Genomic DNA, 12,953 nt, shown 5'->3' on the forward strand with positions numbered 1-12,953 from the left:
CCCGGAAGCGTGTCAGTGAGTCGAGGGGCCGGCCACCACCTGCCGCGGCGGGGTGAGCAGGCCCTTCCACTCGGGCGCGAGGTGCGGATTGGAGGCCAGGGCCTGCTCCAGCTCCTTCCGCGCCTCGCTCCTCCACGCCTGCTGCTGCCCGATATCCGTCTGGGTCTCCGCCAGTGCCAGGAGCACGCTGGCGCGGAGCACCCGGGCCCGCGCCCAGCCGGGGCGCGAGGCGCGCACGTGCTCGGCCAGCGCCAGCGCCTGCTTCAGCGCGGGCGTCGGGTCGCCGCCGTGACGCGCCTTCCAGTCCGCCCACTCGCGCTGGAGATGCCCGGCGGCCACGCGGTACTCGAGCTTCCCCGGGCCCAGCTCCAGCGCCTGTTCGAAGGCCTTCGCCGCCGCCTCGAAGTCCTCGTCTCGCGCCGCGTCGCGCGAGGCCAACCACCGCGCCCGCAGGGCACGCGCCTCGCCCAGGTACCGCCACGCGTCGTCCAGCCGGGGGTTGTTCTCCCGCGCGCGCGCCAGCGCCTCCTCGGCCTTGTCGAGCTCCCCGCGCGGGTCTCCACCCCGCGCCAGGACCCAGGCGGCCCTCAGCTCCCGCGCCCGCGCGAGGTTCACCCACAGCACCGCGTCATCGGGGAGTCGCTGGAGGGCCTCCTCGTAGGCCTTCATGGCGGCGCCGACGCTGGAGTTCGGGTCCTCGCGCCGCGCGAGCCGCATGGCCGCGCGCAGGGCCCACACCTCGCCGAGGTTGTTGGAGGCATAGGGCTGCTGGGGCGCGAGTTTCCGGGCCTCCTCGAAGGCGCGTGTCGCCGCGTCGAGCAGGGGCTCGGGGTCGCCGCCTTCCTCCCAGCGCAGCTCCGCCTGCCACAGCAGCGCCCCGCCCAGGCCATTGTGCAGCGGCGGCAGGCCGGGGTTGACGGACAGCCCCTGGCGGTAGAGCGCCAGGGCCTTCTCCAGGTCCGGGCCGGGGTCCTCGCCATGGTCCAGCCGCCAGCGGGCGAGCTGCTCGGAGACATCCGCCCCCTGGAAGCAGGCGGCGATGTTGCGCGGATTGAGGCCCAGCACCCGGTCCATCGCCTCGCGGGCCCGGGACAGGTCCCCCGCCGTGTCGGGGGCGCGGGGGGCCGTGGCCCGCTTCACGAGCGCGTTGCCCAGGTTGATCCACGCCTCGGTCCGGTTCTCGCTGAGCCGGATGGCCTCGCGCGCGGCCGCGATGGCCTGCTCCTGGTGGGCCAGCGAGTCCCCTCCGCGCTCGCTCTCGAACTCGGCCCACACCTGGTGCGTCAGACCGAGGTTGACGTGGAAGGCATAGTCCCGGTCCTCGGGGGGCACGCGCTCGAAGGACTCGATGGACAGCCGGAGCGGCTCGCGCGGGTCCTTCCCCTGGCGCTGGAGGTAACGGCCCCACTGCCGGTAGGAGACGCCCAGCGCCCGGGCCACCTGTGAGCCCGCGCTCGCGAATGTCTCGGCGGCGCGAGCCGACTCGATGGCCTTTCGCAGCAGCGGCTCGACGTCCTCGGCGCCCTGGTTGGCCCGCTGCTCCGCGAGCCGGCGATGCAGGGCCGCGATACCCAGCAGCGAGGAGACGTGGTCCGGCGAGGCGGAGAGCGCGCGGCTCATGGACTCCAGGCCGCGCTCGTAGTGCGGCCGCACGTTGCCCTCGCCGTACAGCTCCATGATGAGCGCGGCCAGCTCCAGCCGCCCCAGGGCGTAGTGCGTGGCGGGCTGGCTGTCCGCGGTGGCGATGGCCGTCGCGTAGGCCCTGCGTCCGGCGTCCAGGTCCGCCTGGGAGCCGGTGGTGTCACCCAGGTGCCAGCGCTGCGTGGCTCGCGCCAGCAGGATGTCACCGCGCAGCAGCGGCGCCTCGTAGAACCAGGGCTGCGCGCGCCCCATGGCGTCCAGGTGCGCCAGGGCCTCTTCATGGCGCTCCTCGTAGAAGGCGAAGAGCGCCTTCACGTACGCGGGAGGCGCGGGCACGTCGGGCCCCTCGGCCTGGCGGAGGTACGCGAGCGCCGGGTCCCGGTAGCGCTGCTCCAGCTCGCGCCGCCGGGCCTCGCGCTGCTCCGGGCTGCGGCGCTCCACGTCCGTCAGGAGCGCTTCCCGGTACAGGTCTCCCAGCACCAGCGCGAGCGCCCACGCCACGCGGGGCTCGCGGTAGCCCTGGGCCCACGCGGCCTCGAGCCGCGCCCTCGCGCCCTCCGTCTCACCCAGCGCGAGCAGCGCGCGTCCCAGGGCGTACTGGCCGAGCCCCCGGGCCTGTGCTCCGGCCTGGCGCACCTCGGCCTCCAGCGCGTCCATGCTCGCGCGCAGGGCCTCGCGGTCCTCGCGCGTGTCGTGCAGCGGCGACAGGGCGGAGTAGCGCGCCGAGGCCTCGATGCGCTCCACGCGCTCGGTGAAGCGCAGGGCGAGCATCTCCCGCTCGGCGACCTCGCCGCGCGCCCGCACCGTCTGGCCGACGGCGAGCGTCACCACCGTCGCCGCGAGCGCGCCCGCCATCAGCACGCCCCGGTGCTTGCGCGCCTTCCTGCGCAGCCGGTAGCCCAGGCCCCGGCGGGCCAGCACCGGCTCCCCGGCGAGGAAGCGCTCCAGGTCCTCCGCGAGCGCGCGCGCCGAGGCGTAGCGGGCCCGGCGCTCCTTGGCCAGGCACTTGAGGACGATGGCCTCCAGGTCCCCGTGGATGTCCGGGTCCAGCGCTCGCGGCGGGCGGGGCTCCTCCGTCTGGAGCCGGGCGAGGACCTCCTGCGGGGTGTCTCCGGAGAAGGGGGGACGTCCGGTGAGCAGCAGGTAGAGCGTGGCGCCCAGCGCGTACACGTCCACGCGCCGGTCCAGCAGGGCCACCTCGCCGCGGGCCTGCTCGGGCGCCATGTAGTGCGGCGTGCCCGGCGCGCCCCCCATGCCTCCGCCCTCGTCCCGCGCCTCGTGCGCGAGGCCGAAGTCCATGACGAAGGGCACGAGGAGGCCTTCCTCGGTGCGCTCGACCAGGATGTTGCCGGGCTTGATGTCGCGGTGGATGAGGCCGGCGCGGTGGGCCGCGTGCACGCCCTCGGCGGCCTGACACAGCACCAGTACCTTCTGCTCCAGCGTGAGCGAGCCCGCGAGCTGGCCCAGCGTCTGGCCGTCCACGTACCGCATGGCGATGTAGCCGCGGCCGCGAATCTCGCCGACCTCGTACACCTCGCACACGCGCTCGTGCCGCACCCGCGCCTGTGCCCGCGCCTCGGAGAGGAAGCGCCGTGCCAACTCCGCGTCCCCGCCGCGCACGAACTTGAGCGCCACGTTGCGGTGCAGCATCGGGTCATACGCCAGGAACACCAGCCCCATGCCGCCCTGGCCCAGGAAGCGCACGGGCTGGTAGCGGTCCCAGTCTGGCACCGGGAAGGTGGGCACCCCGGGCTCCGGAGGTGGGAGGATGTCGTCTGGTGTGGCCGGCGTCAGCGTCGCCGCTTCCTGCGGACGGTGGAGCCCCCGGTGGGGGTCCGAGCTGGACAGCTCGTCACGCAGGACGGTGAGGGTGTCGTCGGTGAGCCGGCCCCGCTCCCTCAACAGCTCCAGGGGGCCACGTCTCCGGCGAAGCGCTTCCTCGCGCAGGGGGGCCGCCTCCTCTCGGGAGATGAGCCCTTCATCCAGCGCGAGGAGCAGCTCCTCCTCGTACAGCTCCGTCTTCCGGCCCACCCCTTGCACCGCGACAGCATACGGGCAGGAGGGGGGAAACGGGGAGAGGTCCGCCGGGAGGTCCTGGGGGCCGAGGGAAAGAAAGGCCCCATGAGGGGGAGGGAGGGACCTCCCGGCGGATGTTACCGATTAGCGCCCGTTCTGGCGGCGAGTCCTCCGCCGCAGGCCGAGCAGGGCCAGCAGGGCCAGGCCGGAAGAGGCCGGGGCCGCGCTGCAGCCGCCACCCGCGAAGGCGCGGGTATCCACCACCGTCCAGGTGTACTCGGCCGGCGAGGCGTCCACGTTGCCCGCCGCGTCGATGGAGCGCACCTGCAGGGTGTGCTCCCCGGGGTTGACCTCGTAGGAGTCGGCGCAGGGGCGGAAGGGGCCGCCGTCGAGGCTGCACTCGTAGCTCACGCCGTCCTCGGTGGAGTCGTACTCGAAGCTCGCGTCGCCCTCGTCGCTCCGGGTGCCCGGGCCGCGCGGGATGCTGGTGTCCGGCGCCCGCGTGTCGATGACGAAGGTGTCGGTGTTGGACAGCGGGCTCGTCTCCGTGCCGTCGGTGGCCGTGGCGGTGATGTTGTGAGCGCCGTCCGCGAGCGGCGTCGCGGGCGTGCAGCTCCAGCTCCCGTTGGCGGCGACGGTGGCGGTGCAGATGACCGTGTCACCCTCGCGCACCGTCACCGTGGTGCCAGCCGTCCCCGTGCCGCTGATGGCCGGCGACGGGTTGTTCAGGATGGAGTTGTTGGCGGGGCCGGTGATGACCGGCGCGGCCAGCGGCGTCAGGTCCACGGTGAAGGTCACCGGGGTGGACGGCGGGCTCGTGTCGCCCGTGTTGTCGGAGGCCGTGGCGGTGATGGTGTGCGGGCCCTCGGGGAGCGGCGTCGTGGGCGTGCAGCTCCAGTTGCCGTTGGCGTCGACGGTGGCCGTGCAGAGGACCGTGCTGCCCTCGCGCACCGTCACCGTGTTGCCCGGCGTGCCCGTGCCGTTGATGGGGGGCGTCTGGGTGCCCACGGTGGTGTTGTTGGCCGGGCCGGTGATGACCGGCGTGGTCACCGGCGTCAGGTCGACGTCGAAGGTCACCGGGGTGGACGCCGGGCCCGTCTCGCCCGACGTGTTGGTGGCCGTGGCGGTGATGGTGTGCGAGCCCTCGGGGAGCGGCGTCGTGGGCGTGCAGGTCCAGTTGCCGGCGGAGTTGGTGGTGGCCGTGCAGATGACCGTGCTGCCCTCACGCACCGTCACCGTGCTGTTCGGCGTCGACGTGCCGGTGATGGGCGGCGTCTGCGTGCTCACGGTGGAGCCGTTGGCCGGGCCGGTGATGACCGGAGCGGGCGGCGGAGCCTCCAGGTCCACGGTGAAGGTCACCGGGGTGGACGCCGGGCTCGTCCCCGTGCCGCTGGTGGCCGTGGCGGTGATGGTGTGCGGGCCCTCGGGGAGCGGCGTCGTGGGCGTGCAGGTCCAGTTGCCATTGGCGTCGACGGTGGCGGTGCAGATGACCGTGCTGCCCTCGCGCACCGTCACCGTGTTGCCCGGCGTGCCCGTGCCGTTGATGGCGGGCGTCTGGGTGCCCACGGTCGAGCCGTTGGCCGGGCCGGTGATGACCGGCGTGGTCGTCTGGTTGGGGTCCGCGCAGACGCTGGGGTTGGAGGGGCGGCAGTAGCCGCTGTCGCAGACGCCGGAGGCGTTGCACGTCTCGCCGTTCCCCAGCAGGCAGCGCGACGAGCACGCGTCACCGTTCTCCAGGTTGCCGTCGTCGCACACCTCGGCGCCCGCGCGGATGCCGTCACCGCACGTGGTACGGCAGGCGCTGGGGGCGGAGCCGCTGCACGTATAGCCGCTCTCCACGACGCAGGCGGCCGAGCAGCCGTCGCCCGGGGTGGTGTTGTTGTCGTCGCACTGCTCGCCCGGGTTCACGGTGCCGTTGCCGCAGGTCTCCACGCAGAGCTGGCCCGGGGTGGGGCAGGAGTAGCCGGACTCCACCTGGCAGGTGGCGCTGCAGCCGTCGCCCGCGGTTTCGTTGGCGTCGTCGCACGTCTCGGTGCCCGCGCGGATGCCATCGCCGCAGTCGGTGGCGCAGGCGCTGGGCGTGTTGGGCGCGTTCGTGCAGCTGTAGCCCGTCTCCACGCGGCAGCTCGCCGAGCAGCCGTCACCGGAGTCGGTGTCGCCGTCGTCGCACTCCTCGTTCGTGTTCAGGGTGCCGTTGCCGCAGGACCGGGTGCACACGGACGGACCGGTCGCCGGCGTGCTGCACGCGTAGCCCGACTCGATGTCGCAGATGATGCCGCAGCCGTCTCCCGGGTTCTGGTTGCCATCGTCGCACTGCTCGCCCGGGTTCACGTTGCCGTTGCCGCAGGTCTGCACGCAGGCCTGGCCCGGGGTGGGGCAGGCGTAGCCCAGCTCCAGGGTGCAGGCGTTGGAGCAGCCGTCGTTCAGGCGGGTGTTACCGTCGTCGCACTGCTCGCCCGAATCCAGCCGGCTGTTGCCGCACCGCGGGACGCAGACGGACGGGGTACCAGAGCACTCGTAGCCCGACTCGATGCGGCACGCGGCGGAGCAGCCGTCCGAGCCGACCACGTTGCCGTCATCGCACTGCTCGCTGGGGTCGATGGCGCTGTTACCGCAGGTCTGCACGCAGGCCTCGCCCGGGGTGGGGCAGGAGTAGGGCGGCTCGACGCGGCAGCTCGTGTTGCAGCCGTCGTTGTTGGTGGTGTTGCCGTCGTCGCACTCCTCGCCGGGGTTCAGCGTGCCGTTGCCGCACGACTGGGTGCACACGCTGGGCTCACCGACGCAGGCATAGCCCGGCTCGATGGCGCACGTCACGCTGCAGCCGTCGCCGGACGTCGCGTCGCCGTCGTCGCACTCCTCGCGCGGCGAGATGTCGCCGTCACCGCACCGGTCGTCGTACGCGTCCACGAACAGGTAGCGGAAGGCGTTGGGCGGGTTCTCCTGGTTCTCGTTGCACAGCTCGATGCGGTTGAGGCCGTGGCGCCAGGCCGCGTTGGTGCCGAGCTCGCGGATGATGCTCTTCTGCCAGGGCTGACCCGCGGGCTCGCTGACGATGACGGGCGTGATGGGCACGCCGTTCACCCGCGCGGACTCGAAGGCGTTGTCATTGAACGTCGCGATGCGCACGCGGAACTGGGAGATGTTGGTCGTCGTGGGCACCATGAAGTCCTGGTACACGCACGTGGGGGCGCCCAGCGGCGCGGCCATGAAGCGCGCCGTTTGGACCTCCTGCGGCCAGTCATTGGCGAACTCCGTGCCGAGGGCCGCGCCGGTGGTGGTGCCCGAGTAGAACCAGTGCGGGTCCGCGCCGGACTCCAGACGCCGGTTGTTGTCGTCCACGCCGGTGTTGAAGACCGCGATGCCCGCCGTCACGCAGCGGCTGGGGCTGCCGGCGCAGGCGAAGCCCGGCTCCACCTCGCACAGGCGGCTGCAGCCGTCGCCCTCGAAGCGGTTGCCGTCGTCGCAGATCTCCTGGTCGAAGTTCGGCCACTGGCGGTTGTTGGGGGCGCCGTTGCCGCACAGCGACAGGTCGCAGGTGGCCGTGCAGCCGTTGCCCTCCTGCGTGGTGTTGCCGTCATCGCAGGCCTCGCCGGGGTCGATGGCGTTGTTGCCGCACAGGCTCGCCAGCGAGCAGAGGCGGCCCGGCACGTGACACAGGTAGCCAGTCTCGATGGTGCCGGTGGCGGAACAGCCGTCACCGGACGTGGTGTTGCCGTCGTCACATTGCTCGTTGGACTGCAGCCGGCCGTCTCCCACGACGGAGGACGTCTGGCTCGCCAGCACGGGTTCGGGGGTGGAGGACTTGGAGACGTTCGTCTCGCAGCCCGTCAGGGAGGTCACCAGCGCGAGCGCCAGTGCCGCCGACTTCAAAAGGGTACGGGTATTCATGTTGGGAGGTTCCCCTCTCACTTCTCGATGGTGTCGGCCGTCGGGGCGCCCTGCTGCGTCTGCACGCCCACGGCGTCTCCGACGATCTTGAACTCCACGCGGCGGTTCTTCGCGCGGCCGTCCTTGGTCTTGTTGTCGGCGATGGGCTGCGCCGGGCCGAAGCCCTTCGCCTCCAGCCGCTCGGCGGCCACGCCCTTGCCCACCAGGTACTTCACCACCGCGTCGGCGCGGCGCTGGGAGAGGTCCAGGTTGTAGTCGGCGCTACCGGTGTTGTCGGTGTGGCCCTCGACGCGCACCTTCTCGACTTCCGGGTGCGACTTGAGGATGGAGGCCACGTTGTCGAGCAGCTTGTTGCTGCGCTTGATGATGACGTCCTTGTTGTTCTCGAAGTAGACCGTCTCCATGATGCGGATCTGGCCCTGGTCGATCCGCGCCAGCTGCTTCTCCTTGCAGCCGTGGTTCTTCTCGGTGCCGGGCTCGTCCGGGCAGTTGTCCAGGCGGTCCACGAGGCCGTCGCTGTCGCGGTCCTTGTCCGGGCAGCCGCGGTTCTCCTGCGGGCCCGCCTCGTTGATGCACGCGTCGCGCGCGTCGGCGAGGCCGTCCTGGTCGTTGTCCGCGTCGGGGCAGCCGTTGTCGTCCTCGAAGCCGTCCTTGTCCTCGGCCTCACGCGGGCACGCGTCCTTGGAGTCGGCGAGGCCGTCCTTGTCGGTGTCCGGGTCGTCCGGGCAGCCGTCCTCGTCCTCGAAGCCGTTGACGTTCTCCGCCTGCGCCGCGCAGCGGTCGGCCAGGTTGAGGATGCCGTCCTTGTCGTCATCCGTGTCCGCGCAGCCGTTGAGCTGGGCGAGGCCCGCGCTGGTCGGGCAGCGGTCGGCGACGTTCTTCACGCCGTCGCCGTCCACGTCCAGGTCGGGGCAGCGGGTCACGTCGTAGGGCTGGCCCTCCACGCACTGGCGGGCGGCGGCGGAGTCCGCGCCGAAGTTGATGCCCGCGAGCAGGCGGAAGTTGGGGGTTCCCGGCGTCTCGCCGAAGCCGGGGCCGCCCATGGCGTACACCTCGGTGCCGCCGCTCATGGGCGCGCGCAGGCCGAGCAGCACCTCCAGCGACTCCGGGGCGTCCGCCACCGGCAGGGTGCCGCGCACCACCAGCTCCTGCTTGAAGCCGGCCAGGCCCGCGGTGAGGTTGACGCCGCCGTTCATCTCCACGCCCAGCTCGTCACGCAGCGGGTCCGTGGCGGGGGACAGCGCGTACGTCTTGGTGCGCACCAGCGCGCCCACGTCGGCGCCCAGGCGCCAGCTGCCGCCCAGGCTCTTGCCGGCGCCCAGGCGCGGCGAGAAGGTGAAGCCCTGGTCGCGGGTGAGCACCTCGGAGCTGCCCAGGGGCAGGGCCACGCCCAGGTGGAAGCCCAAATCCAGCGGCCCGTCGCCCGCCTCGGAGAGGAGGCCGGCGCGCGCCTGCAGCCAGGGCGTGCCCAGCGCCATCGTGTCCGGCGTGGCCACGTTCAGTGTCGAGGTGTCCGGGCCCCACTGCGAGACGATGGGCACCTGCGCGCCCAGCTCGAGCCAGTCGGTGACGGCGTAGGCGCCGCTCAGGTGGACCGTCACGCGGTCGGAGACGATGACGCCCTGCCGCTCCTCGTTCCGGAGCAGCACCAGCGGCTCGTTCTGGTAGTGCGCGGTGAAGGCGAGCCGGTACTCGCCCTTCAGGAGAAGGTCGCCGGTGGACAGCACGAGGCTGTCGCGCGCCGCGGGGTTGAGCTGCAGCCGCTCCAGCTCGAAGCCGGGAATGCGCTGCTGCGCCATGGCGGTCGATGCCCAGAGGACGGCCATCCCTCCGAGCCACATGTGATTCCTACGTAGAAACAAGGTTCCCTCCACTCAGCGTGTGGCCCCCTCTGGCTCACACGGACTTCTCCCCCAATGGGTGCGGGGGCGGTTTGCACGCGGTACGCCAGCGAGGCGCAAGGGGGGTGCTCAGAGTGAAAACAGGCCGCCGCCGGCCCCGGAGGCTCGGGGCGGAGCGGTTCTTGACGTGTCAGAAACCCGACTTCGGGGGCCATGTCCAGCCGTTGACGTGTCAAAGCAGCGCCAGTAACGTCGTTGCCGATGCACTCCTCGTGTGATGGGTTCCTGATGACCCCCTGCGGCCGCTGTCGCCGCGACGGGTGTTGTTAGTCGAGCCGTCACGCCCTCCGGCCAGACCCGCCCGAATCCCAGGCACGTGGCGCCATGGCGCGTGCCGGGCCCGCATCGCGTCGAACTCCACCCACACCGAGCGTCTTCCTCATGCCCATTGTCCGACTCGAGCCCCATGACGACTTCCTGCGTGTGCATTTCGCTGCGGGTGAAAGCCCCGGACATGCCGACTTCCACTGGTTGTGGTTACGGCACAACTCGGAGCTGGATCGTCACCCCCTCACGCGCGAGCGCATCGTTTGCGCCTCCGAGCTGCCGCCGGAGCCGCGCCCGCAATCCCTGCGGGTGAGTGACGACGCCACCGCCCTCGACATCGACTGGGGAGACCGCGCCGACGGGCAGGTGAGCCGCTACGCCGCGGACTGGCTCCGCGCCCACGCCTACGCGGCGGACCGTGTCGCCGTGCCGCCTCCTCCCTCCGACACCGCGGCGCTCACCGTGGACGCCACGCGGCTGGACGGGCCGCTCGGGCCACTGGCCCTGCGCCGGCTCCAGGAGACCGGGGCGCTGCTCGTGCGCGGCTTCGGCGCCGACACCGAGGCCCTCATCGACCTCTTCGGCCGCGAGGGCCTGTCCGTCATCGAGACGCACTTCGGCCGCATCGAGGACCTGCGCACCGACAACACGACGAACCAGAACACGGACCAGCTCGGGTACACCGACAGCGCCATCCAGCTCCACACGGACCAGCCCTTCCTGGAGCGGCCCCCGCGCTACCAGTTGCTGCACTGCATGAGGCCGGCGGACGTGGGAGGAGACACCGGCGTGGTGGACGGGCTCGCGGCGGCGCGGCACCTGGCCGACATCGACGCGCCGGCGTTCGAGCTGCTGCGCACGGTGCCGGTGACCTTCCACCGCAAGCAGAAGGACTTCGAGCGGGTGCTCGTCTCGCCCATCCTCGACTTCGACGTGCACGGCGGCTTCCGCATCCGCTACAGCTACTTCACGCTGGCGCCCTACCGGCGGCCCTTCGCGGAGATGGAGGCGTGGTACCGCGCCAGCAACCGCTTCGCGCGGCTGGTGCGCGACGAGCGGCACCAGTACCGCTTCCGCCTGGAGGCGGGCGACTTCCTCATCTACGACAACTGGCGGATGCTGCACGCCCGGACGGCCTTCTCGGGGCCGCGCTGGATGCGCGGCGTGTACTTCGACTCGCAGGCGCGTTTCTAATGGGGCTCCCCTGGTTCAACCCACCCCTGGAGCCGTGATGTCGAATCCGCCGCGTCTGTCCCCGCAGGGCTTGAGTCATCAGGAAGTGCTCGCGCGGATGCGGGAGCTGCGCACCGAGGACGCTCGCTGGCAGGAGGGGCGCACCTGGAGCCTCGTCTACAACGCGGGCGAGGACGTGCGCCGGCTGCTGGCGGAGGCCTACACGGAGTTCATGTCGGAGAACGGGCTCAGCCCCTTCGCCTTCCCCAGCCTGCGCCGCTTCGAGTCCGAGGTGCTGGCCATCGCCGCGGAGCTGTTCCACGGCGAGGGCGTCGCCGGCACCATGACGTCGGGCGGCACCGAGTCCATCCTCATGGCGGTGAAGACGGCCCGGGACTTCGCGCGCGCGGAGCGCGGCATCACCGAGCCGGAGATGGTGATGCCCGCCAGCGTCCACCCGGCCTTCCAGAAGGCGGCGCACTACTTCGGCGTGAAGGCGGTCAACGTCCCCGTGGGCCCGGACTTCCGCGCGGACGTGGCCGCCATGCGCGCCGCCCTCACCCCGCGCACGGTGCTCATGGTGGGCTCCGCGCCCGCCTATCCGCAGGGCGTGGTGGACCCCATCTCCGAGCTGGCCGCGCTGGCGAAGGAGCGGGGCCTGCTCTTCCACGTGGACGCGTGCCTGGGCGGCTTCCTGCTGCCGTTCGCCCGGAAGCTCGGCCACGCCATTCCGGACTTCGACTTCGCGGTGCCGGGCGTCACCAGCCTCTCGGCGGACCTGCACAAGTATGGCTACGCGGCGAAGGGCGCCTCGCTGGTGCTCTACCGCACGCCCGAGCTGCGCCGGTACCAGTTCTTCACCTACGCGGACTGGAGCGGCGGCATCTACGCCTCGCCCTCCATGGCGGGCACGCGGCCGGGCGGGGCCATCGCCGCGGCGTGGGCCATCCTCAAGTACCTGGGCGAGGAGGGCTACCTGCGGCTGACGGGCACGGTGCTGGACACGGCGAAGGCGCTGCGCGAGGGCATCGCCGCCATTCCCGGGCTGAAGCTCCTGGGCGAGCCGCGGCTGAGCATCTTCGCCTTCGGCTCGGACACGCTGGACGTGTACGCGCTGGGAGATGCCATGGAGGCGCGCGGCTGGAAGCTGGACCGGCAGATGATGCCGCCCGCGCTGCACCTGATGGTGACGCCCGCGCACGCGAAGGTGGTGGAGCCCTTCCTCGCGGACCTGCGCGCGTGCGCCGCCGGGCTGGCCAGCGGTGAGCCGGCGCCGGAGGGCAGCGCGGCCATGTACGGGATGCTGGGCGCCATGCCCGACCGCGCCGAGGCCGCGGACTTCATCCGCCAGTTCATGGACTCGCTCTACGAATGATGGCACCGCTCCAGGTCCTCGTGGTGGTGGGCCTGCCCGGGCTCATCCTCCTGGCGGCGCGTCACTGGAAGCCGGTGGCCTGGGTGGGGCCGGTGGTCCTGTGCTACGGCGCCGGCATCCTCCTGGGCAACGTGCCGGGGTTGGGGCTCCAGTCGCGGGTGAGCCTGTCGGTGAGCGAGGCCGCCGTGCCGCTGGCCATTCCGCTGCTGCTCTTCGCCACGGACATGCCGCGGTGGATGCGGCTGGCGCGCTCCACGCTGCTGTCCTTCGTACTGGCGTGCGTGGCGGCCATGGTGAGCGCGGCGGTGGTGGGGCGAGCCTTCGCGGACCGCTCGGACGAGTGGTGGAAGATGGCCGGCATGCTGGCCGGCGTGTACACGGGCGGCACCGCGAACATGAACGCGGTGGGGCTGGCGCTGCAGGTGCGCGAGGAGACCTTCGTGCTCCTCAACACGGCGGACATCGTCTGCGGGGCCGCGTACTTCCTCTTCCTGGTGACGGTGGCGCAGCGGCTGGTGCTCGCCTTCCTGCCCCGCTTCCCGAACCCCACCGGGTGGAGCGAGCCGACGGAGACGGGGGCGGGGGAGGCACGCTTCTTCACGCGGGCCCGGGTGCGCGGCATGGCGCTGTCGCTGCTGCTGGCCGTCGTCATCTGCGCGGCGTCCGCGGGAGGGACGCTGGGGGTGCTGGGG

Annotated in this window: 6 protein-coding genes; 3 read left to right on the plus strand and 3 right to left on the minus strand. The window is 72.2% G+C overall.

What is annotated here, in order from left to right:
- Nucleotides 1-12: 12 nt before the first annotated feature.
- From HG543_RS27930 to HG543_RS27940, 3 genes are all read right to left on the minus strand, one after another.
- Entirely contained in the window at nucleotides 13-3,681 is a 3,669-nt protein-coding gene (locus HG543_RS27930; RefSeq protein ID WP_169347926.1) for a protein kinase domain-containing protein, read from the minus strand.
- Nucleotides 3,682-3,801: 120 nt separating this feature from the next.
- A complete protein-coding gene (locus HG543_RS27935; RefSeq protein WP_169347927.1) occupies nucleotides 3,802-7,545 on the minus strand; it encodes a DUF4215 domain-containing protein in 3,744 nt (1,247 codons plus the stop codon).
- Between the two features lie 17 nt (nucleotides 7,546-7,562).
- Nucleotides 7,563-9,371, minus strand: a complete 1,809-nt coding sequence (locus HG543_RS27940; protein WP_246357347.1) for an OmpA family protein — start codon at nucleotides 9,369-9,371, stop codon at nucleotides 7,563-7,565.
- A 546-nt stretch (nucleotides 9,372-9,917) separates the two neighbouring features.
- Here HG543_RS27940 and HG543_RS27945 point away from each other — a divergent pair.
- The 3 genes from HG543_RS27945 to HG543_RS27955 all read left to right on the plus strand — a co-directional run.
- A complete protein-coding gene (locus HG543_RS27945) occupies nucleotides 9,918-10,907 on the plus strand; it encodes a TauD/TfdA family dioxygenase (RefSeq protein WP_246357348.1) in 990 nt (329 codons plus the stop codon).
- Nucleotides 10,908-10,944: 37 nt separating this feature from the next.
- Nucleotides 10,945-12,261, plus strand: a complete 1,317-nt coding sequence (locus HG543_RS27950; RefSeq protein WP_169347930.1) for a pyridoxal phosphate-dependent decarboxylase family protein — start codon at nucleotides 10,945-10,947, stop codon at nucleotides 12,259-12,261.
- Nucleotides 12,258-12,953: DUF819 family protein (locus tag HG543_RS27955; protein WP_169347931.1), on the plus strand; the 696-nt coding region annotated here is incomplete at its 3' end. The genes HG543_RS27950 and HG543_RS27955, both read left to right, overlap by 4 nt.

The sequence above is a fragment of the Pyxidicoccus fallax genome (genome assembly GCF_012933655.1).
GTDB classification, from domain to species: domain Bacteria; phylum Myxococcota; class Myxococcia; order Myxococcales; family Myxococcaceae; genus Myxococcus; species Myxococcus fallax.

Coding starts and splice junctions, on each gene's coding strand:
- HG543_RS27935 (WP_169347927.1), bottom strand. CDS start 7,545: ATGAATACCCGTACCCTTTTGAAGTCGGCGGCACTGGCGCTCGCGCTG.
- HG543_RS27940 (WP_246357347.1), bottom strand. CDS start 9,371: ATGGCCGTCCTCTGGGCATCGACCGCCATGGCGCAGCAGCGCATTCCC.
- HG543_RS27950 (WP_169347930.1), top strand. CDS start 10,945: ATGTCGAATCCGCCGCGTCTGTCCCCGCAGGGCTTGAGTCATCAGGAA.